Genomic DNA, 20,790 nt, shown 5'->3' on the forward strand with positions numbered 1-20,790 from the left:
CGGATCCCGGCAAGGAAGTCAGGTTTGGGTAGGCGGAAGATGGCAGGCAAGGCACCGGGACTGCGGATCGGAGCGGTCATGCTTCTCGCGGTCACGCTTTCGGCTTGCGGCGGGAATCGCGGTTCGGAAAGTGAATCGCTGGAGAACCTCACCGCGGAAGAAATCTACCGCAAGGGCGAGCTGGAGCTGGAAACCTCGCGCAAGGCCGGGGATTCGCTGCGCTATTTCCAGGAGGTCGAGCGGCTTTATCCCTATACCGAATATGCCCGCCGCGCCCTGATCATGCAGGCCTTCGTCAATCACAAGACGAAGAAATACGAAGAGGCCCGCGCCGCCGCGCAGCGCTTCCTCGATTTCTATCCCGACGACGAGGATGCGGCCTACGCGCAATATCTGATGGCTCTGTCCTATTACGACCAGATCGAGGATGTCGGCCGCGACCAGGGCCTGACCTTCCAGGCGCTGCTGGCGTTGCGCGAAGTGATCGAGAAATATCCCGACAGCGAATACGCCAGTTCCGCGATCCTGAAATTCGATCTCGCTTTCGACCATCTGGCGGCGAAAGAGATGGAGATCGGCCGCTTCTACCTCAAGCGGAGGCATTACACCGCGGCGCTGAACCGGTTCCGCACCGTGGTGCAGGACTACCAGACCACGACCCATACCGCCGAGGCGCTCTATCGTCTGATCGAGATCTATCTGGTGCTGGGCTTCGAGGCCGAGGCGCAGACCGCGGGCGCCATTCTCGGGCACAACTACCAGTCCTCGCCCTTCTATCAGGACGGCTACAACCTCCTGAAAGGCAAAGGGCTTGCGCCCGAGGCGCGCGGCGACAGCTGGCTGTCGCAGATCTACCGCCAGATGATCCGCGGCGAATGGCTGTGACGGGGCGGGCCGCGGCCCGCTCCCTTGCGCGAACAGGGTCCAGATGCTGATCTCGCTCGACATCCGCGACATTCTGATCATCGATCGGCTCTCGCTGGAACTGGGGCCGGGGCTCAACGTGCTGACCGGCGAGACCGGGGCGGGGAAGTCGATCCTTCTGGATGCGCTCGGCATGGTGCTGGGCTGGAAGGGCCGCGCGGATCTTGTGCGCCAGGGGGCGGAGAAGGGCGAAGTCACCGCCGTTTTCGATCTGCCGCCCGGCCATCCCGCGCGGGCGGTGCTGGACGAGGCCGGGGTGGATCCCGGCGACGAACTGATCCTGCGCCGCGCCGCCCATGCCGACGGCCGCCGCCAGGCCTGGGCCAACGACCGCCGGGTCTCGGCCGAGGTGTTGCGCGGCCTGTCCGAGACCCTGGTGGAACTGCACGGCCAGCATGACGACCGCGGCCTTCTGAACCCGCGCGGCCACCGCGCGCTGCTGGACGCTTTCGCCGGCTATGACCTCTCGCCCCTGCGCAGCCTCTGGACCGCGCAGCGCCAGGCCCGCGAGGCTCTGGCCGCGGCCGAGGCGCAGATCGCCCGCGCCCGGTCCGAGGAGGATTTCCTGCGCCATGCGGTCGAGGAACTGGACAAACTCGCGCCGCAGCCCGGGGAAGAGGCCCAACTCGATGCGAAGCGGCGGCTGATGCAGGCGGCGGGCCGGATCCGCGAGGATGTCGCCCGCGCGCTGGCCGCCCTGTCGGACGAGGGCGCCGAGGGAAGGATGCGCGACGCTTCGCGCTGGCTGGAGGGGGCGGCGGACCGCGCCGGCGGCCGGCTGGAAGAGCCGCTCGCGGCGCTGTCGCGGGCGATGATCGAATTGTCCGAGGCCCAGGCCGGGGTGGAGAGCTGCCTTGAGGCTCTGGACTTCAACCCGGCCGAGCTGGAGGCCGCCGAGGAACGCCTGTTCGCGATCCGCGCGCTCGCGCGCAAACACGGCGTCGCGCCGGACGATCTGGCCACCCACGCGGGCGGGCTGCGCGCCCGGCTGGAGGCGCTCGACGCCGGCGAGGCCGGTCTCGGGCGGCTCGCGGGGGCGCTGACGGCGGCGGAAGCGGATTACACGCTTGAGGCCGGGCGCATCGGCGCGCTGCGTCGCGCGGCGGCAGAGCGGCTCGATGCCGCGATGGCCGCCGAACTGGCGCCCCTGAAGATGGAACGCGCCGTCTTCCGCAGCGTGGTCGCCCCCGGCGAGCCCGGCCCCGAGGGCCGGGATCAGGTCACTTTCACCGTCGCCACCAACCCCGGCGCGCCGTCCGGCCCCCTGAACCGCATCGCCTCGGGCGGCGAGCTTTCGCGCTTCCTGCTCGCGCTCAAGGTCTGCCTGACCGGCGGCGGCCAGGGGCTGACGATGATCTTCGACGAGATCGACCGCGGCGTCGGCGGCGCCACCGCCGATGCGGTCGGCCGCCGCCTCCAGGCGCTGGCGCTCGGCGCCCAGGTGCTGGTCGTCACCCATTCGCCCCAGGTCGCCGCCCTCGGCCGCCATCACTGGCGGGTGCAGAAGGCGGTGGTGGACGAGGTGACGCTCTCCACCGTGGTGCCGCTTTCCGAGCGCGAGCGGGTCGAGGAGATCGCCCGGATGATCTCGGGCGACCGGGTGACCGACGCCGCCCGCGAGGCCGCCCGCGCCCTGATCGGCGCCTGAGTCCGCGGCCCGGCCTGAAGCCCGCCGCGCGGGGATATTCCGGGCAGGATGAAAGCGCAGCCGGTTGCGCCCGGCGCAGGTCGGGGAACGCTCCGCGGGGGGTATTTATATCAGGATGAAAGCCCTTTCACCTTGATATAAATACCCCCGCCGGAGGCATCCGCACTTTCCACCCGCGCCGCTGTCAGCCACTGGCAACCCTTCGCGGCTTGCGCTATGAGAGGGCCATCCCGTCAGCAGCCGCCGGAGTGCCGCCCATGAAAGCCGCCGTCATCACCTTTCCCGGGTCGAACTGCGACCGCGATCTGGCCGTGGCGTTCGGGAAGGCCGGCTTTCAGGTCACCCGCGTCTGGCACAAGGACAGCGACCTGCCCGAGGGCACCGACATCGTCGGCGTGCCGGGCGGCTTTTCCTATGGCGACTACCTGCGCTGCGGCGCCATCGCCGCGCAATCGCCCATCGGCGCGGCGGTGAAGAAGCATGCGGACCGCGGCGGCTATGCCCTCGGCATCTGCAACGGCTTTCAGATCCTGACCGAGATGCGGCTGCTGCCCGGCGTTCTGATGCGCAACAAGGGGCTGAAATACATCTGCCGCACGCTTACGCTGAAGGTCGCGACCACCGAGAGCGCCTTCACCTCGGGCTATCGCGCGGGCCAGGAGATCCGTGTGCCGATCGCCCATCACGACGGCAATTACACCCTGGACGACGAAGGGCTGAAACGGCTGGAAGGTCAGGACCGCATCGCCTTCACCTATGGCGACAACCCCAACGGCTCGATGGGCGATATCGCGGGCGTGCTGTCGGAGAACCGCCGGGTGCTCGGTATGATGCCGCATCCCGAGCGCGCTTACGAGCCGCTCCATGGCTCCTCCGATGGTGCGGCGCTGTTTGCCTCGCTCATGGGCGGGTTGGCGCTGGCCTGAGGGGCATTGCCTTGAGGGGCCGCCGGGCGCAATCTAGTTTAGCGCCATGTTCAGCGAGCGCGCATCCGGCATGACCGACCAAACCGCCGAGACGCCCCAGGGCCTGCCCTGGCGGGTCAAGCTGGTCGTGCTTTTGCTGATCCTTGCGGCCATCGGCGTGGTGCTGGTCTCGAACCGCTGGCTGACCGAGCGATTCATCGATTCGACCCGCAACCGCAGCGACGTGCGGCTGGCGCTGTATTCCGGCAACCTCGTCTCGGAATTGCAGCGCACCTCGGTGGTGCCGCTTTTGCTGGCGCGCGACCCCGATCTGATCCAGGCGCTGAAGGACGGGAATTTCTCGCGCACCCCCGCCAAGCTGATCGCGCTGCAATCCGAGATCGGTGTGGCCTCGATCCGGCTGCTCGACGGCGACGGGCGGGTGGTGGGGGCGACCAACCGCAACATCCTTGGCGCCAATTTCCGCTCGGAAAGCTATTTCATCGACGCGCAACGCACCAACGAGACGATCTTCACCTCCACCCCGCGCGACTCGGGCGGCTATGATTTCAGCTATTCCCGCGCGATCCGCGGCGATGGCAAGGTGCTGGGCGTCATCGTCGTCTCGGTCGATCTCCTGAAATACGAGCGCGCCTGGTCGGGGCTGAACGACGCGGTGGTGGTGACGAACAGCGAGGGCACGGTCATTCTGACCACGGTGCCGTCCTGGCGCGGCAAGGCGCTGAACGACGCCATGGCCGAGACCGAGCCCACCAGCGCGCTGGAACGCGCCTTCCAGGCCTCGACCGACTGGGCGCGGCCCAGGCCCGACGCCTGGATGCAGGGCGTGCCGGTGATGAAGACCGAGGCGCGGATCCCGTTCCGCGGCTGGCGCATCGTCACCTTCACCGATTACGTCCAGGTGCGCGAGAAGGTGAATGGCATCCTCGCGCTGGAAATCATGGGTTTCGCGATTCTGATGTCCATCGCGTTTTATTTCCTGACCCGGCGGGCCTGGTCGCGGTCGCTCAGCCTGCAACGGGAATCGGCCGAGCTGCGCGCCCTGAACGCGCGGCTGCAACGCGAGATCGCCGAGCGCGAGAAGGTCGAGGCCAACCTCCAGGTCGCCGAGCAGACGCTGGAGCAATCCTCTAAACTCGCCGTGCTGGGCGAGATGTCGGCCGCCGTCAGTCACGAATTGAACCAGCCGCTTGCCGCGATGAAGACCTATCTCGCCGGGGCGCGGCTGTTGTTGCAGCGGCGGCGCCCGGACGAGGCTTTGTCCTCGTTCCAGCGCATCGACGATCTGATCGAGCGGATGGGCTCGATCACCCGGCAGCTCAAGAGCTATGCGCGGAAGGGCGGCGAGGCGTTCGAGCCGGTCGATCTGCGGATGTGCATCTCTTCGGCGCTGGCGATGATGGAGCCGCAGCTCAAAAGCCGCGTGGTGCGCATCACCCGTGGCCTGCCGCGCCAGCCGGTCATGGTCATGGCCGACCGGATCCGGCTGGAGCAGGTGATCATCAACCTTCTGCGCAATTCGCTTGACGCGATCAAGGACGTGTCGTCGCCGCAGATCGACCTGCTTCTTTCGGCGGGCGAGACGGCGACGCTGACGGTGCGCGACAACGGTCACGGGATCACCGATCTCGACCATCTTTTCGAGCCGTTCTACACGACGAAGAAACCGGGCGAGGGGGTCGGGCTTGGCCTGGCGATCTCGTCGGGGATCGTCACCGATCTGGGCGGACGGCTCACCGCCCATAATGGCGAGGAGGGCGGCGCGGTGTTCGAGATGCAGCTGCCGATCCTGGGCCACGAACAGCAAGCAGCGGAGTGAAAGCTGAATGGCACGAGCGATGAAAGTGGCGATCGTCGATGACGAGGCGGATATGCGGGCCTCGATCAGCCAGTGGCTGGCGCTGTCGGGGTTCGACACCGAGACCTACCCCTCGGCCGAGGATGCGCTGAAGGCGATCGGCCCGGATTTCCCGGGCGTGGTGGTGTCGGACATCAAGATGCCCGGCATGGACGGCATGGCGTTTCTGAAAAAGCTGATGAGCCAGGACAGCGGCCTGCCGGTGATCATGATCACCGGCCACGGCGACGTGCCGATGGCGGTCGAGGCGATGCGGGTGGGGGCGTTCGACTTCCTGGAAAAGCCGTTCAACCCGGACCGGATGACCGAACTCGCGAAGAAGGCCACCCAGTCCCGGCGGATGACGCTCGACAGCCGCGCGCTGCGAAAGGAGCTGTCGGACGGCTCGACCATCATGCACAAGCTGGTGGGCACCTCGCCCGCGATGGAGCGGCTGCGCGAGGATATCCTCGATCTCGGCCAGGCCGACAGCCATGTGCTGATCGACGGCGAGACCGGCACCGGCAAGACCCTGGTGGCCCATGCGCTGCATGCGGTGGGGCCGCGGGCCTCGAAGAAATTCGTCACCATCTCCTGCGCGGCCTGGTCCGAGGATCAGCTCACCGCGAAACTGTTCGGCCCCGGCGAGGATGGCGCGATCCCGCTGGTCGAGGAGGCGCGCGGCGGCACGCTCTGTCTGGAAGATATCGAGGCGCTCAGCCAGGGTTTGCAGGCGCGGCTTCTGACCTTCATCAACGACCAGGGCCTGCCGCCCGAGACCCGGATCATCGCGATCCGCAACCAGCAGGCCCCGGATCTGACGCTGGAACAGGCTTTGCGGCCGGATCTGTTCTACCGGCTGGGCGCGATGACCATCGTGCTGCCGCCCTTGCGCGCGCGCGGCGAGGATATCCTGCAACTCTTCACCCGGCTCTCCGAGCAATTCGCCGAGGAATACGGCTGCGACGCGCCGCAGGTGACCGCGCAGGAGGCGGCGCAGCTTCTCCAGGCGCCCTGGCCGGGCAATGTGCGGCAGATGGTGAACATCGCCGAACGCGCGGTGTTGCAGAACCGGCGCGGCTCGGGTTCCATCGCGTCGCTGCTGATGGCCGACAACGAGGCCACCGGCCCGGCGATGACCACCGAAGGCAAGCCCCTCAAGGAATATGTCGAGGCCTTCGAGCGGATGCTGATCGACAACACCATGCGCCGCCACAAGGGCAGCATCGTCGCGGTGATGGATGAATTGTGCCTGCCGCGCCGGACGCTGAACGAGAAGATGGCGAAATACGGGCTTCAGCGGCAGGATTATACCTGAAGATGCCCGGCTTCGGTCGGTATTTCGCCTGAAAACTGGGCGAGATCTCCTGCGGTATACCGCAGGAGATCACATATGCGTTTCATCGGAAAGCTTTTGGCAACTATTCTGTTCGGCCTTCTCACCTTCGTGGCACTGACCCCTCTCGCCGCGGCGCTGCTGAAAGGCAATCAGGCGGGGCCGCCGCTTGTTGTGATTGCGGCGCTGGTCGTCGTCAGCGTAATGGCCTTCACCGCCCCCACCGGACGGCGGGCCTGGGGCCGCGGCAGCCTGATCGCAGGAGCCTGCTTCCTTGCACTGCCGCTGTCGATGACGGTCCTCTCTGGCCTGGCCGCGCAAGAGGTCGTGGCGCAGGCCGGCGCCGGTCAGGAGGCTGTCGCGGCAGCTGGTGCGACCATTGGCGCGGGGATCATGGTCGGGGCTTCGGCCTTCTTTGGGTTTTTCCTCGGGACGATTTTCCTCGTGACCGGCCTCGTTCTGGTGCTGGGTGGCCGCCGCGAGGTTGTCATCGTCCAGGCCTGAGACGGTTGCGCGGGCGGGGCCGGGACGGCGATCCCACAACGGAAAGGGGCAGAGCTGTCCCTTCCGGCTGGCCGGGCGAAAGCCGACATGCTGTCGCTGTATTTTATCATTGTGTTTTACCCCCCTTTCCTCCAGGTTCGGGCCAGGGCGGGCGTGAAGCCGCCTGAGGTATTCTCTCCCCTTCCTTCGTCCCGGCGCGATGATCCGTGCCGCGAATGACCGGGAGCCGGATCGGCCGCAAGGCTGTGCACATTGCCGGACGGATGCGGCGCGCAAGCGTTCGTCGCCCGCGAGGTCAGAAAGGCGGGGGGCTCTGTCCCCCTGAAAGTAACCGCGATGAGGCGCGCGAGCATTGCAGCGACAGGCGAGGTCTGCCCCACGGGCAGGGTCCGCCCGGCTGTGCCCGCCGCCCCCGCTCAGACAAGCCGCCCTGAAACGTATGATCCGCCTTCCGGTCCGCCGGGAGGCGCTTTGCGCTTGGGGCGCAATGGAACATTATGGCTAAGAAAATGCTCATCGACGCCACCCATGCGGAAGAAACCCGCGTGGTGGTGGTGGACGGAAACAAGGTCGAGGAGTTCGACTTTGAAACCCTGAACAAGCGGCAACTGGCGGGGAACATCTACCTTGCCAAGGTGACGCGGGTCGAACCCTCGCTTCAGGCGGCCTTCGTGGATTACGGCGGGAACCGGCACGGTTTCCTCGCTTTCGCGGAAATCCATCCCGATTACTACCAGATCCCGGTCGCCGACCGTCAGGCGCTGCTTGCCGAGGAACGGGCGCTCGCCCGCGAGGAAGAGGAAGAGGACAACCGCCGCTCGCGCCGCCGCAAACCCGCGCCGCGCGCCGAGCGGGCGGCCGCCGATCCGGTGGTGTCGGGCGATGCGCCGTCAGAGACGGCCTCCGAGGCGATGGAAGTGATCGACCTCGGTGACGAGGGCGCGCATGGGATCATCGGCGACGAGGAACCGCAGGGCAGCATCGGCAACGAGGGCCCGCACGGGCGCGCCGACGACGGCGCGGAGGCGGAATCCTCCGCGGCCCCGGCCGAAGAGAACGGTGACGAGAACGGCGAGAACGGCGGCATCACCCCGGCCTCCGACCGGGCCGACGAGATCGAGTCGATCGCCGAAGAGGATGTGGCGGAAGAGATTTCCGCGCCGCGCCGCCCGCGTCTGCGCAAATACAAGATCCAGGAAGTGGTCAAGGTCCGGCAGATCATGCTGGTCCAGGTCGTCAAGGAAGAGCGCGGCAACAAGGGTGCGGCGCTGACCACCTATCTCTCGCTCGCCGGCCGTTACTGCGTGCTGATGCCCAACACCGCGCGCGGCGGTGGCATCTCGCGCAAGATCACCCAGGCGACGGATCGCAAGAAACTGAAGGAAATCGCGGGCGAGCTGGAGGTGCCGGAAGGCGCCGGGCTGATCATCCGCACCGCGGGTGCCAAGCGCACCAAGCCGGAAATCCGGCGCGATTACGAATACCTCATGCGGCTCTGGGAACAGATCCGCGATCTGACCCTGCGCTCGGTCGCGCCCGCCGCGATCTATGAGGAAGGCGATCTGATCAAGCGCACGATCCGCGATCTCTACACCCGCGAGATCGACGAGGTGCTGGTCGAGGGCGAGGCGGGCTACCGCACCGCCAAAGACTTCATGCGCATGATCATGCCCAGCCACGCCAAACAGGTGAAGCGCTACGACGAGCCGAACCCGCTCTTCGCCCGCTTCCAGGTCGAAAGCTACCTCGGCGGCATGTTCAACCCGGTGGTGCAGCTGAAATCCGGCGGCTATATCGTGATCGGCGTCACCGAGGCGCTGGTCGCCATCGACGTGAACTCGGGCCGCGCGACCAAGGAAGGCTCGATCGAGGACACCGCGCTCAGGACCAACCTGGAAGCCTGCGACGAGGTGGCCCGCCAGCTGCGCCTGCGCGACCTCGCCGGTCTGATCGTGATCGACTTCATCGACATGGAAGAGCGCAAGAACAACGCCGCCGTCGAGAAGCGCCTGAAAGACAAGCTGAAAACCGACCGCGCCCGGATCCAGATCGGCCGCATCTCGGGCTTTGGCCTGATGGAGATGTCGCGCCAGCGCCTGCGGCCCGGCATGCTGGAATCGACCACCCAGCCCTGCCCGCATTGCCACGGCACCGGGCTGATCCGCTCGGATGATTCCATGGCGCTGACCATCCTGCGCGCGCTTGAGGAAGAGGGCACCCGCAAACGCTCGAAAGAGGTGCTGCTGAAGGCGCCGGTTGGCATCGTGAACTATCTGTTCAACCACAAGCGCGAGCATATCGCCCTGATCGAGACCCGCTACGGCATGGCGGTCAGGATGGAGGCCGACCCCTCGCTGGTCTCGCCCGATTACGCGATCGAGAAGTTCAAGACCGCCACCCGCAACGTGCCCGAACCGAGCCAGGTGATCTCGGGCCATGCCGGGCTGATGGGCGCGCCGGTGGATGAAGAGGACGAGGATCTCGTCGACGAGATCGAAGGAGAAGAGGACGTGGAGGAGGCCGTCGTGGCCGGAACCACGGCTGCGCCGGTTGCCGCCGCCTCTGAAGAAAACGGCGATGCGGGCGGCAAGAAGAAGCGCCGCCGCCGCCGCCGCCGCCGGGGGGGCAGCCGCGACGGGCAGGGCGCCGAGGGAGGTGCCACCGATTCGGGCGATGAGGCCGATGACGAGGACGGTTTCGAGGATGGCGAAGAGGGCGAAGCGGTTTCCGAACAGCCGGACGAGGCCGCAGAAGCCGTTGTGCCGGTGACCGCGGAAGCCGCCCCGGAAGCGGCGCCGAAGCCGAAACGCGCCACCCGCTCGCGCAGCAAGGCCAAAGCGGCGGAGGCCGCCGCCGATGCGGTGGCCGCACCCGCAGAGGATGCGGCCGTGGCAGGCGCAGAGGCAGAGGCAGAGACGCCCGCGCCGAAAGCCGCGAAAGCCCCGGCGAAACGCAGCAGCAGCCGCACGAAGGCCGCGGCGGCTCCGGTCGAAGCGGACGGGGGCAGCGAGGCGGCGGAAAAGCCGGTGAAGGCGGCCGCGAAGCCGAAGACCACCCGCACCAGCAGCTCGCGCGCGAAAAAACCGGTGGCGGAAGCGCCGGCGCCTGAAGATGCCGCAGCCGTGCCGGCCGTCGCCGAAGCCCCTGCCGCGCAGGCGCTGCCGGAACTGGTCGCCGATCCGGGCCTCGTGGCCCAGGAGGCTGCGGCCGGGGCGCTTCAGACCGATCCCGGTTTCGCCGAAACCGCGCCCGCCGAGGCAGAGACGGAGGCCGAAGCCGATGACGACGGGTCGAAACCCCGCCGCAAGGGCTGGTGGTCGCTCGGCCGCTGATCATAGCATGACGATCCGAAAGGGGGCCGCAGGGCCCCCTTTTCACATCCGCCTCAGCCCCATTCGTGGAAGATGAAGAACGCTCCGAGGGCGATGAAGGCGAAGCCGGTCAGATGGTTCCACATCAGCGGCTCTTTCAGGTAAAGCACCGAGAAAGCGGCGAAAACCGTCAGGGTGATCACCTCCTGGATGGTCTTGAGCTGCGCCGCGCTGAAATGGCCGTAACCGATGCGGTTCGCCGGAACCATCAGGCAGTACTCAAAGAAGGCGATGCCCCAGCTGATCAGGATGACCTTCATCAGCGGCGCCTCCATGCCGTCTTTCAGATGGCCATACCAGGCGAAGGTCATGAAGATGTTCGACGCGATCAGCAGCAGGATCGTGACGAGCGGAACGGGCAGGCTGAGCATTCGGCGCACCGATAACAGGGGAATCGGCCGCAGCCTGATCCGGCGCGCGGCCGCGCGCAAGGGGGATGCGGGCCAGGGATTCGCGCGCCTTTGCGCACCGGGGAAACCATGCGGGGAAATTCCCGCGCCGCCGCGCGTAAAACGCCAATTCCGTTCTTTCGGATGCGGTTTGAACGAAACGCTGTTCCTTTGCGAAGGCTTGCACCTTTTCCCCGCCGGGAGGATATTCCGCACAGCTTGCGGCGGGGCTGTTCCGCCGGTTTACCGAACGAGGCCGAGGCTATGACATCGCTTTTCACTCTGACCCGCCGCGCCGCGCTGGCGCTGGCCGCCGCCGCGCTGGCGGCGCCGCTGGCCCATGCCGATACCACGAAGCTGAAGGTCGGCATCATGGGCGGCGAGGACGAATCCGTCTGGGCCGTGGTGGCCGAACAGGCGAAACCGCTCGGGCTTGAGATCGAGACGGTGATCTTCAACGACTACACCCAGCCCAACGAGGCGCTGGCCCGCAAGGAAATCGACGCCAACGCCTTCCAGCACGGCCCCTATCTCGACGCGCAGATCGCGGCCCATGGTTATGAGATCTCGATCGCCATCGACACGGCGATCTTCCCGATCGGGCTCTATTCCAGGAAATACGACAGCATCGAGGCGCTGCCCGAGGGCGCGGTGATCGGCGTGCCGAACGATCCCTCGAACGGCGGCCGCGCGCTCAAGGTGCTGGAACAGCTCGGCCTGATCACCGTCCGCCCCGAGGCCGGCATCCTCGCCACCGTGATCGACGTGAGCGAGAACCCCAGGAACTACGACCTGCGCGAGCTGGATGCGGGCGTCGTGGGCCGCGCCATCGACGATCTGGATGCGGCGGTGGTCAACACCGACTGGGCGGCCAAGGCCGACCTGCTCGACCACCGGATCGCCCAGGAAGCGGGCGAGAACAACCCCTATACCAACTTCATCGCGGTGCGGACCGAGGACAAGGACGCGCCCTGGGTCGCCGCTCTGCAACAGGCGTTCCAGAACGATGCCGTGAAACAGGCCTATGCCGAGGCTTACAAGGGCGCGGCGGTTCCCGCCTGGTAAGAACCAGGATATGAGACCAGATCAGGGCGCCCGGCCACCCCGGGCGTTCTGGTTTTCTGCTTCGGACGCAAGCCATGGGCGGAAACCGGGAAGCCTCCGGCGGGGGTATTTAAGTCAAGGTGAAAGCCCTTTCACCCTGATCCAAATACCCAAGGGGGGTGAGCGCCGCAGGCGCGAGGGGTGAAGATGCCGTCGCCATTGGTTCAGGCCTGCATTTTCGAGAGCCCCCTTTCCGGCGGACGGACCCGGGCGCGCGCTGCCCGATGGATCGAAGGAATGAGAAATGACCACAGCGCAAGCGGCCGCCGCGCCCGTCGTGCGGCTGGAAAACGTCGTGCGGCGGTTTTCGGACCGGCCAGCGCTGGATGACATCTCGCTGACGCTTGCGCGTGGCGAGATCGTCGGGCTGATCGGTCGCTCGGGCGCCGGGAAATCGACGCTGATCCGCTGTCTGAACGGGCTGGACCGGCCGCAGGCGGGGCGGGTGGTGATCGACGGAACCGATATTTCCACGCTGTCGGAACAGGCGCTCAACCCGGTGCGCCGCCGGATCGGTATGATCTTCCAGCATTTCAATCTGCTGTCGGCAAAGACCGTGGCGCAGAACGTGGCCCTGCCCCTGAAAATCGCCGGGGTGGAGAAGGCGGCGCGGCTGCGGCGGGTGATGGAGCTGCTGGATCTGGTCGGCCTTGCGGACAAGGCCGATATGTATCCCGCCCAGCTTTCCGGCGGGCAGAAGCAGCGCATCGGCATCGCCCGGGCGCTGGCGCCCGAGCCGCTGCTGCTCTTGTCGGATGAGGCGACCTCGGCGCTTGACCCTGAGACCACCCAGTCGATCCTCAATCTTCTGGGCGATGTGAACCGCCAGCTCGGCCTGACCATCCTGATGATCACCCACGAGATGGAGGTCGTGCGCCAGATCGCGCATCGGGTGCTGGTGCTGGACGCCGGCCGCATCGTCGAGGAGGGGCCGGTCGCCCGCGTCCTCGCCTCGCCGCAGACCGATACGACGCGCAGCCTTCTGCGCGGCCTGTCGCCGGTGCTGCCCGCCGATCTCGCGGCGCGGATCGCGCCCCAGGGGGATCAGGCGCTGATCCGGGTCGATGTTTACGGCCCCGCCGCGCGGCGCCCGCTGCTGGCGGAGATCGAGGCGATCACCGGCCGCCCGGCGCGGCTGGTTCATGGCGGGCTGAACGATGTCCAGGGCGAGCCCTACGGGCGGCTGTTCCTCGCGCTCGGGACCGGCGATCCGGCGCTGGTCGGCGCGGTCACCGCCCGGCTGCAACCTGAAACCACCGCGATCGAGGTGCTGGGCTATGTCCCCTCAGACATTTGATTTTCTGCTGGGCTGGGCGATGACGCGGCCGATGTTCGACCTGCTGTTGCGCGGCATATGGGAGACGGTGGTGATGACCGGCATCTCGGGGGCGCTGTCTTTCGTGATCGGCCTGCCGCTCGCGCTGGTGCTGGTCACCACCGACCGCGGCGGCATATTCCAGAACCTCTGGATCAACCGCAGCCTCGGCGGGCTGGTCAACGCTTTGCGCTCGGTTCCGTTCATCATCCTGCTGGTTGCGGTGATTCCGCTGACCCGGCTGATCGTGGGTTCGGCCATCGGCATCGCGGCGGCCATCGTGCCGCTGACGCTCGCGGCGGCGCCTTATTTCGCCCGGGTGGCCGAGGTGTCTTTGCGCGAGGTGGACCGCGCCCTGATCGACGCCGCCCGCGCCATGGGGGCGACGCGGGCCACCATCCTGCGCGAGGTGCTGATCCCCGAGGCGCTGCCCGGGATCGTCTCGGGCTTCACCGTGACCATGGTGACTCTGATCGGCGCCTCGGCCATGGCGGGGGCGGTGGGGGCCGGCGGCCTCGGCGATATCGCCATCCGCTACGGCTATCAGCGGTTCGAGACCGCGGTGATGGTGGCGGTGGTGGTGATCCTGATCGTGATGGTTTCGATCATGCAATGGGCCGGAGATGCGCTTGCACGGCGCATCGACCACCGCTGAGGCGTGATGCGGCGCATCGCCCTGGCTAAGCCGGGCTGCGCAATGATCTGATTATCCGTGGGAATTTCAGATCCGGGACTGGAGCGGGCGAGGCGATTCGAACGCCCGACCCTAACCTTGGCAAGGTTATGCTCTACCCCTGAGCTACGCCCGCGCCGGTCCCGGATGGCGGTGATCTAGCGAAGCCGGGCGGCGCCCGCAAGGGGGGATGTGAAAAATCCTCATCTCAGCCGTGCGGCGATTTCGGCCAGCATCGCGGCGGTCTCCTGCGGGCGCGCGAAGAAGGGCGAATGGCCGCAGTCCAGACGGAAGCGATTCGCGGGCGGGATGGTGCGCGCCATCTCTTCCTGCGCCTCGGGCGGGATGGCGCGGTCTTCCTCGCAGAGCAGGGCGAAATGCGGCAGATCCTGCGAGCGTGCGCTGACGCGCAGCGGGGTTTCCTGCGGGGCGATAGGCTCGGGGCAGAGATTGCGGGCGGCGAGGGCGTAATCCTCGTCGCTGCAATCATGGTAAAACAGGTCGCGCAGGCGGTCGGGGGCGAAGCTGTAGCTGTCTCCGGCGACGCGGATCGCGGGCGGCAGCGGCTGGCGGCTTTGCGCGCGGCGCAGGCTGGCGACCGAGGCGCCGTCATGCGGGATAAAGGCGCAAAGCCAGACCAGGGCGCGGATGCGGGCGGGATCTGTCTCGGCGGCGGCGGTGATGGGCAGGCCGCCGGCGGAGTGGCCGAGCAGGATCGCGGGGCGCGGCAGCGCGGCGAGGATCGCCCCGGCCTGGTCTTGCAGGCTGACGCCTGGGTGGCGCGGCAGGTCGATGGCGCGGGCCCGGTGGCCGCGCTCCGCCAGCGCCGGAATCAGGCGATGCCAGCACCAGGCGCCGTGGCAGGAGCCGTGGATCAGCAGGAACTCCGCCTCAGACATGGCCGATGCCGGTCAGGAACTCGCGGATCGCTTCGGCGTAATCGTCGGGGCGCTCGGCCATGGGGATATGGCCCGCGCCGCGGATCAGGCGGAAGCGGTGGCCGGGGATCAGCTCTGCCGTCTCGCGCACCAGATCCGGCGGGGTCGAGCCGTCATGCGCGCCTGCGATGGCCAGCGCCGGCAGGCGCAAAGTGGCGGTGGTTTCGTAGAAGTCGGTGCCGGCGATGGCGGCGGCGCAGCCGGCCCAGCCCTCGGGATGGGTGGCCAGCAGCCGCGCGCGCAGATCGGGCATTGCGGGCGAGGCGCGCCAGTTGCGCCCCAGCCAGCGCTCCATCGTGGCATCGGCCACGGCCTCCAGTCCCTGCTCGCGCACCAGCGCAATGCGATCGTGCCACCCGGCCGCAGTGCCGATCCGCGCGGCGGTGTTCGACAGCACGAGGCCGCGCACCAGGTCCAGCCGTTTGACCGCGAGACCCTGGGCGATCATCCCGCCGATCGACAGGCCGATCACCACCGTCTCTTTCAGCGCGAAATGATCGGCGAGGCGCTCGGTATCGCGGATCAGACTGCCCATCGTATAGGGCGCGGGCGGGCGGTCGCTGGCGCCATGACCGCGCAGATCAAAGCGCAGGATGCGGTGACCGGGCAGGCGCGCGACCAGAGGATCCCAGATCTCATGGCTCAGCCCGAGCGCATGGATCAGGATCAGGGGCGGCCCGCCCTCGGGGCCATCGAGCCGGGTGTTGAGGCGCAGATCGGGCAGGTAAATCAGCGGCATGTTCGATTATGTAAAACCAGCAGGTGAATTTGCGGCGGTATCCGCCGCGGAATGTTCGGTTTCCCTGATCAGCCTGAGCCAGGCTTGCAAAACCTCCACCGCGGGCGGCTCGTTCAGGAAGGGCACATGGCCACGGTCCGGCACATCGGCAAAGATCAGATCGGGGCGGGTTTCGCGCATCCTTTCGACGGTCGCAAGGCTCAGCAGATCGGAGTTCGCGCCGCGGATCAGCGCGACCGGCAGCCCCGCCGCCGCCTGCCACCAGGGCCAGAGATCCGGGGGCGGGGCCTCGGGGTCGAACCCGGCGAGGAAGCTCTCGCGCAGGGCCGGGTCGTAGCGCAGGGCGAGCCCTTCGGGCGTCTCGCGAAACAGCCGCGCCGCCATCGCCTGCCAGTCCGGCGCGGGCACGTCCCGGAACCCCGGACTGCCCCGGGCCAGCAGCGCGGCCATCTCGTCCAGACTGCGCGCCTGCGGCGGCAGGCCGAGGTAATCGAGGATACGCAAAAGCCCGTCGCGCTCCACCACGGGCCCGATGTCGTTCAGACAGAGGCCCAGAAGCCGGTCCTTCGCATGCGCCGCCAGCAGCATCCCGATCAGCCCGCCGCGCGAGGTGCCCAGCACCGCCGCCCGCGCCACGCCCAGATGATCGAGCAGCGCCAGCGCATCCGCGGCCTCCTGCGCCGGGGTATAGCTGGCGGCGCTGGTGAAGGCGCTCTCGCCCCGGCCGCGGTAATCCATGCGGATCACCCGCGCGCCGGTCAGCGCCGGCAGGGCAGGGTCGAAATCCTCTTTCCCGCGCGTGAGCCCCGCGAGGCACAGGACCGGCAGTCCCGCCCCCTGATCCAGCCAGGCCAGCCGCGCCCCGTCGGCGGCGGTGAAGAATTGCGTTCCGGACGACATCGGCGCTCCTTGTTTGAGGGCCAGATTGCAACCCCCGGGCCGCGAGGAAAAGGGGGCGCGGCAATCCAGCGCTTGCCCGGGGGGCGCGCAGGCCTTAAATCCGCCCGGACCGAGCGAAAAGGACGCCCCATGGCCCGCAAGCCGAAGACAGCCAGCGCCGAAACCGGGGACCGCGCGCCCTCGCGCCAGGTGGCGGCGCTTGGGGGGCTGGCCCCGTTCCTGCGGCCCTATCGCGGCATGATCGCGCTGGCGCTGTTCGCGCTGGTGCTGACGGCGGGGGTCAGCCTTGTGCTGCCGCTCGCGGTGCGCCGGGTGGTGGACGGGTTCGGCGAGCACCAGCTTTCCATGCTCGACGATTATTTCGGGGCCTTCCTGCTGATCGCGGCGCTGCTCGCGCTTGGCACCGGGCTGCGTTACTATGTGGTGACGCGGCTTGGCGAGCGGGTGGTGGCCGATATCCGCCGCAAGGTCTTTGACCGGGTGACCGGCCTGTCGCCCGCCTTCTTCGAGAAAACGCTGACCGGCGAGGTGGTCTCGCGCATCACCACCGATACGACGCTGATCCTGTCGGTGATCGGCTCTTCGGTCTCGGTCGCTTTGCGCAACCTGCTGATGCTGATCGGCGGCATGGTGATGCTGCTTCTGACCTCGGCCAAGCTGACCGGGCTGGTCCTGCTGATCGTGCCCGCCGTGGTGGTGCCCATCGTGGTGCTGGGGCGGCGGCTCAGGCGGCTGTCGCGCGAGAACCAGGACTGGATCGCCAGTTCCTCGGGCATGGCGGCCGAGGCGCTGTCGGCGGTGCAGACCGTGCAGGCCAGCACCCATGAAGACGCCACCCGCGCCGATTTCGCGCGCGTCACCGAGGAGAGCTTCCGTTCCGCGAAGACCCGGATCGCCACCCGCGCGGTGATGACGGTGATCGTGATCTTCCTCGTCTTCGCCGGGGTGGTCGGTGTCTTGTGGATCGGCGCGCGCGACGTGCGCGAAGGCGCGATGAGCGTGGGCGAGCTGATCCAGTTCGTGATCTATGCGGTGATCGTCGCCGGATCCGTCGGCGCGCTTTCCGAGATCTGGGGCGAGTTGCAGCGCGCCGCGGGCGCGACCGAGCGGCTGGTGGAACTGCTTGAGATCGAGGACAGCGTGCAGGATCCGCCCGCGCCGCGCGCCCTGCCGCGCCCGGTGCGCGGCGCGATCGCTTTCGAGGATGTCACTTTCCGCTATCCGACGCGGCCCGGCACCGCGGCGCTGGAAGGGATCACGCTGACCATCCGCCCCGGCGAGACGGTGGCGCTGGTCGGGCCGTCGGGGGCGGGGAAATCCACCATCCTGCAACTGCTGTTGCGCTTTTACGATCCGCAGGCGGGCCGGATCACGCTGGACGGGATCGCGCTCCCCGAACTGGCGCGGGCCGATTTCCGCGAGGCAATCGCCCTCGTGCCGCAGGATCCGGTGATCTTCGCGGCCACCGCGCGCGAGAACATCCGCTTCGGCCGCCCCTCGGCCTCGGATGCCGAGGTCGAGGAAGCCGCCCGCGCGGCGGCCGCGCATGAGTTCATCGCCGGCCTGCCGCAGGGCTACGACAGCCCGCTGGGCGAGCGTGGCGTGATGCTTTCGGGCGGCCAGCGTCAGCGCATCGCCATCGCCCGCGCGATATTGCGCGATGCGCCGGTGCTGCTTCTCGACGAGGCCACCTCGGCGCTGGACGCCGAAAGCGAAAGCGCGGTGCAGCGCGCGTTCGAGACGCTCTCGCAGGGCCGTACCACGCTGGTGGTGGCGCATCGGCTGGCGACGGTGAAACGCGCCGACCGGATCGTGGTCTTCGACCAGGGCAGGATCATCGCCGAGGGCAGCCATGATCAGCTGGTCTCGGGCGGCGGGCTCTATGCGCGGCTGGCGCGGCTGCAATTCACCGACGGCGCCGCGGCCTGAGCCCCGGGAAAATCGGCCCGGCCCCCCGCGGGCGCCGGATGCGCATTCTCGTCAGCAGGCAGCCACGGGCCGCGCTTTGCCCCGCGCAGCAGCGCGGCGGCGCCCCTCCTGCCGTGACGGGGCTTTCATCCTGACCCAAATACCCCCCGCGCGGCGCGCAACCGGGCCGCAAGGCCCGGTGGTCTGACCCCGGTGGTCTGACGTTGCGTTTCGCGCCCGATTTCCGGTTGGCAACCGCGTCCCGTCCCGGCACATTCGATGAAGCCCCCGGCGGGAGACGGGGGGCGAAGGGGAGGAAGACCATGACGATCTTTGCGACGCTGGCCGATATGCGCGGGCTTGAGGCGGAAGCCCCCTGGCAGGACCGCGATGTCGCAAAGACGATGTATGACTATCTCTCGCGCGCGAAGGCCGCGCATGGCGCGCGCCCCGCGATCAGCTATCAGCTTTTTTCCGCCCCCGATGCGCCGAAAGTCACCGTGAGCTGGGCGGAGCTTCACACCCGGGTCACCCGCGCGGCCAATCTGTTCCGCAGCCTCGGTGTCGGGCCGCAGGATGTGGTGGCCTATGTGCTGCCGAACACGATGGAAACCGCCGTCACCCTGCTGGGCGGCATGGTCGCGGGGATCGCCAATCCGATCAATCCGCTGCTGGAGCCCGAGCAGATCTCGTCGATCCTGCGCGAGACGAAGGCGAAGGTGGTGGTGACTTTGCGCGCCTTTCCCAAGACCGACATCGCCCAGAAGGTGGCCGAGGCGGTGCGCCACGCGCCGGGCGTCAGACATGTGCTGGAAGTCGATCTGCTGACGTATCTGACCGGCGTGAAGAAATTCATCGTGCCGCTGGTTCGCCCGAAGAACCCGGTGCAGCATACCGCGGTGGTGCGCTCGTTCCATGCCGAACTCGCCCGCCAGCCCGGCGACCGGCTGAGCTTTACCGACGATCCCGCCGACCGGGTGGCCGCCTATTTCCACACCGGCGGCACCACCGGCATGCCCAAGGTCGCGCAGCACAAGGTCTCGGGCATGGTCTACAACGGCTGGATCGGCGGGACGCTTTTGTTCCGCGAGACCGATGTGGTCATGTGCCCCTTGCCGCTGTTCCATGTCTTCGCGGTCTATCCGATCCTGATGTCGATGATCGCTTCCGGCGCCCATGTGGTCTTTCCCACCCCCGCCGGCTATCGCGGCGAGGGGGTGTTCGACAATCTCTGGAAACTGATCGAGCGCTACCGCTGCACCTATCTGATCACCGTGCCGACCGCGCTGGCCGCGCTGATGCAGCGCAAGGTCGATGCCGACATCTCCAGCCTGAAGAACGGCTTCTCGGGCTCGGCGCCCCTGCCGGTCGAGCTGTACAACCGCTTCAAAAAGGAAACCGGGGTCGAGATCGTCGAGGGCTACGGGCTGACCGAATGCACCTGCCTCGTCTCGGTCAACCCGCCCGAGGGCGAGAAGAAGATCGGCTCGGTTGGCCTGCCGTTCCCCTATACCCATGTGAAGATCCTCAACCGCAACGGCAACGGCGGCTTCACCGAGGCGGCCACCGACGAGGTGGGCGAGATCTGCGTCGCCAGCCCCGGCGTGTTCGAGGGCTCGACCTATACCGAGATCGACAAGAACCGCGATCTCTTCGCCGAAGGCCGCTTCCTGCGCACCGGCGACCTCGGGCGGATCGACCCGGACGGCTATCTGTTCATCACCGGCCGCGCCAAGGATTTGATCATCCGCGGCGGCCACAACATCGACCCGGCGGTGATCGAAGAGGCGCTGATGGGCCATCCCGCCGTCGCCATGGTCGGCGCGATCGGCCAGCCCGATCTGCATGCGGGGGAACTGCCCTGCGCCTATGTCGAACTGGTCGCGGGCTCCACCGCGACACCCGCGGAACTGATGGACTATGCCGCGCGCCATATTTCGGAACGCGCGGCCGAGCCGAAGTTCATCGGCATCCTGCCGGAGCTGCCGAAAACCGCGGTGGGCAAGGTGTTCAAACCCGATCTGCGCCGCCTCGCCATCACCCGGATCTATGACGAGGCCCTGCGCAAGGCGGGCCTGCAACTGAGCGTGGCCGAGGTGATCGAGGACAAGAAGCGCGGCCTCGTCGCGCGGATCGCGAAGTCGGGCGGCACCGACCGCGCGGCGGTCGACGCGGTGCTGGGCGGCTTCACCCGGCCGTGGGAATGGGCGGAATAAAGGCCCGCGATCATGACGGGAGTTTTCATTTGCCGATTCCCGTCTTTCCCCGCAATCTGGCT

The 20,790-nt window shown here is 67.7% G+C and carries 16 protein-coding genes and 1 tRNA gene; 12 read left to right on the forward strand and 5 right to left on the reverse strand.

The window, feature by feature from the left end:
- Positions 1-78: 78 nt before the first annotated feature.
- The 7 genes from XINFAN_RS14340 to XINFAN_RS14370 all read left to right on the forward strand — a co-directional run bounded on the left by XINFAN_RS14340 (position 79) and on the right by XINFAN_RS14370 (position 10,507).
- On the forward strand, positions 79-885 hold the full coding sequence (locus XINFAN_RS14340; protein WP_124087554.1) for an outer membrane protein assembly factor BamD: 807 nt from the start codon (positions 79-81) through the stop codon (positions 883-885).
- A 43-nt stretch (positions 886-928) separates the two neighbouring features.
- Entirely contained in the window at positions 929-2,572 is a 1,644-nt protein-coding gene (gene recN / locus XINFAN_RS14345) for a DNA repair protein RecN (protein ID WP_124087555.1), read from the forward strand.
- A gap of 257 nt (positions 2,573-2,829) precedes the next feature.
- The gene (gene purQ, locus XINFAN_RS14350) at positions 2,830-3,498 is read left to right on the forward strand and encodes a phosphoribosylformylglycinamidine synthase subunit PurQ (protein WP_124087556.1); all 669 of its coding nucleotides are present in this window, start codon (positions 2,830-2,832) and stop codon (positions 3,496-3,498) included.
- A gap of 70 nt (positions 3,499-3,568) precedes the next feature.
- Positions 3,569-5,317 (forward strand): sensor histidine kinase, encoded by a 1,749-nt coding sequence (locus XINFAN_RS14355; protein ID WP_124087557.1) that lies wholly within the window; start codon positions 3,569-3,571, stop codon positions 5,315-5,317.
- Positions 5,318-5,324: 7 nt separating this feature from the next.
- The gene (locus tag XINFAN_RS14360; protein WP_124087558.1) at positions 5,325-6,653 is read left to right on the forward strand and encodes a sigma-54-dependent transcriptional regulator; all 1,329 of its coding nucleotides are present in this window, start codon (positions 5,325-5,327) and stop codon (positions 6,651-6,653) included.
- Positions 6,654-6,728: 75 nt separating this feature from the next.
- Positions 6,729-7,175 (forward strand): hypothetical protein, encoded by a 447-nt coding sequence (locus tag XINFAN_RS14365; protein ID WP_124087559.1) that lies wholly within the window; start codon positions 6,729-6,731, stop codon positions 7,173-7,175.
- Positions 7,176-7,672: 497 nt separating this feature from the next.
- Entirely contained in the window at positions 7,673-10,507 is a 2,835-nt protein-coding gene (locus XINFAN_RS14370) for an Rne/Rng family ribonuclease (protein ID WP_124087560.1), read from the forward strand.
- A 53-nt stretch (positions 10,508-10,560) separates the two neighbouring features.
- Here the strand turns inward: XINFAN_RS14370 and XINFAN_RS14375 are convergent, their stop codons facing one another.
- Entirely contained in the window at positions 10,561-10,917 is a 357-nt protein-coding gene (locus XINFAN_RS14375; RefSeq protein WP_124087561.1) for a DMT family protein, read from the reverse strand.
- Between the two features lie 282 nt (positions 10,918-11,199).
- Between XINFAN_RS14375 and XINFAN_RS14380 the strand changes: the two genes are divergently transcribed.
- From XINFAN_RS14380 to XINFAN_RS14390, 3 genes are all read left to right on the forward strand, one after another.
- Positions 11,200-12,000 carry a MetQ/NlpA family ABC transporter substrate-binding protein gene (locus XINFAN_RS14380; protein WP_124087562.1) on the forward strand — a complete coding sequence of 267 codons (801 nt, stop codon included), beginning with the start codon at positions 11,200-11,202 and terminating at the stop codon, positions 11,998-12,000.
- Positions 12,001-12,283: 283 nt separating this feature from the next.
- Positions 12,284-13,336, forward strand: coding sequence for a methionine ABC transporter ATP-binding protein (locus XINFAN_RS14385; protein WP_124087563.1), 1,053 nt, complete (start codon positions 12,284-12,286; stop codon positions 13,334-13,336).
- Positions 13,337-13,355: 19 nt separating this feature from the next.
- Positions 13,356-14,009: a methionine ABC transporter permease gene (locus tag XINFAN_RS14390; RefSeq protein WP_124087596.1), complete on the forward strand. Its 654-nt coding sequence runs from the start codon at positions 13,356-13,358 to the stop codon at positions 14,007-14,009.
- Positions 14,010-14,088: 79 nt separating this feature from the next.
- Here XINFAN_RS14390 and XINFAN_RS14395 read toward each other — a convergent pair.
- From XINFAN_RS14395 to XINFAN_RS14410, 4 genes are all read right to left on the reverse strand, one after another.
- Positions 14,089-14,163: transfer RNA gene (locus XINFAN_RS14395), tRNA-Gly, on the reverse strand.
- A gap of 67 nt (positions 14,164-14,230) precedes the next feature.
- Positions 14,231-14,926, reverse strand: coding sequence for an alpha/beta fold hydrolase (locus XINFAN_RS14400; RefSeq protein ID WP_124087564.1), 696 nt, complete (start codon positions 14,924-14,926; stop codon positions 14,231-14,233).
- On the reverse strand, positions 14,919-15,704 hold the full coding sequence (pcaD, locus tag XINFAN_RS14405) for a 3-oxoadipate enol-lactonase (RefSeq protein WP_124087565.1): 786 nt from the start codon (positions 15,702-15,704) through the stop codon (positions 14,919-14,921). The genes XINFAN_RS14400 and pcaD overlap by 8 nt, the downstream gene beginning before the upstream one ends.
- A gap of 6 nt (positions 15,705-15,710) precedes the next feature.
- Entirely contained in the window at positions 15,711-16,604 is an 894-nt protein-coding gene (locus XINFAN_RS14410) for an alpha/beta fold hydrolase (RefSeq protein WP_124087566.1), read from the reverse strand.
- 129 nt (positions 16,605-16,733) lie between these two features.
- Between XINFAN_RS14410 and XINFAN_RS14415 the strand changes: the two genes are divergently transcribed.
- Positions 16,734-18,533 carry an ABC transporter transmembrane domain-containing protein gene (locus XINFAN_RS14415; RefSeq protein WP_124087567.1) on the forward strand — a complete coding sequence of 600 codons (1,800 nt, stop codon included), beginning with the start codon at positions 16,734-16,736 and terminating at the stop codon, positions 18,531-18,533.
- Positions 18,534-18,835: 302 nt separating this feature from the next.
- Complete coding sequence (locus XINFAN_RS14420; protein ID WP_124087568.1) at positions 18,836-20,728, forward strand: acyl-CoA synthetase; 1,893 nt, start codon at positions 18,836-18,838, stop codon at positions 20,726-20,728.
- The last annotated feature ends 62 nt before the right edge of the window (positions 20,729-20,790 follow it).

Source organism: Pseudogemmobacter humi, assembly GCF_900609055.1.
Lineage (GTDB): Bacteria > Pseudomonadota > Alphaproteobacteria > Rhodobacterales > Rhodobacteraceae > Pseudogemmobacter > Pseudogemmobacter humi.

Bases quoted from the DNA above. Each gene is read 5' to 3' on its own strand.
- XINFAN_RS14415 (WP_124087567.1), top strand. From the start codon at position 16,734: ATGGCCCGCAAGCCGAAGACAGCCAGCGCCGAAACCGGGGACCGCGCG.
- XINFAN_RS14380 (WP_124087562.1), top strand. From the start codon at position 11,200: ATGACATCGCTTTTCACTCTGACCCGCCGCGCCGCGCTGGCGCTGGCC.
- XINFAN_RS14390 (WP_124087596.1), top strand. From the start codon at position 13,356: ATGACGCGGCCGATGTTCGACCTGCTGTTGCGCGGCATATGGGAGACG.
- XINFAN_RS14410 (WP_124087566.1), bottom strand. From the start codon at position 16,604: ATGTCGTCCGGAACGCAATTCTTCACCGCCGCCGACGGGGCGCGGCTG.
- XINFAN_RS14375 (WP_124087561.1), bottom strand. From the start codon at position 10,917: ATGCTCAGCCTGCCCGTTCCGCTCGTCACGATCCTGCTGCTGATCGCG.
- purQ (WP_124087556.1), top strand. From the start codon at position 2,830: ATGAAAGCCGCCGTCATCACCTTTCCCGGGTCGAACTGCGACCGCGAT.
- pcaD (WP_124087565.1), bottom strand. From the start codon at position 15,704: ATGCCGCTGATTTACCTGCCCGATCTGCGCCTCAACACCCGGCTCGAT.
- XINFAN_RS14365 (WP_124087559.1), top strand. From the start codon at position 6,729: ATGCGTTTCATCGGAAAGCTTTTGGCAACTATTCTGTTCGGCCTTCTC.
- XINFAN_RS14420 (WP_124087568.1), top strand. From the start codon at position 18,836: ATGACGATCTTTGCGACGCTGGCCGATATGCGCGGGCTTGAGGCGGAA.
- XINFAN_RS14355 (WP_124087557.1), top strand. From the start codon at position 3,569: ATGACCGACCAAACCGCCGAGACGCCCCAGGGCCTGCCCTGGCGGGTC.
- XINFAN_RS14400 (WP_124087564.1), bottom strand. From the start codon at position 14,926: ATGTCTGAGGCGGAGTTCCTGCTGATCCACGGCTCCTGCCACGGCGCC.
- recN (WP_124087555.1), top strand. From the start codon at position 929: ATGCTGATCTCGCTCGACATCCGCGACATTCTGATCATCGATCGGCTC.
- XINFAN_RS14385 (WP_124087563.1), top strand. From the start codon at position 12,284: ATGACCACAGCGCAAGCGGCCGCCGCGCCCGTCGTGCGGCTGGAAAAC.
- XINFAN_RS14340 (WP_124087554.1), top strand. From the start codon at position 79: ATGCTTCTCGCGGTCACGCTTTCGGCTTGCGGCGGGAATCGCGGTTCG.
- XINFAN_RS14370 (WP_124087560.1), top strand. From the start codon at position 7,673: ATGGCTAAGAAAATGCTCATCGACGCCACCCATGCGGAAGAAACCCGC.
- XINFAN_RS14360 (WP_124087558.1), top strand. From the start codon at position 5,325: ATGGCACGAGCGATGAAAGTGGCGATCGTCGATGACGAGGCGGATATG.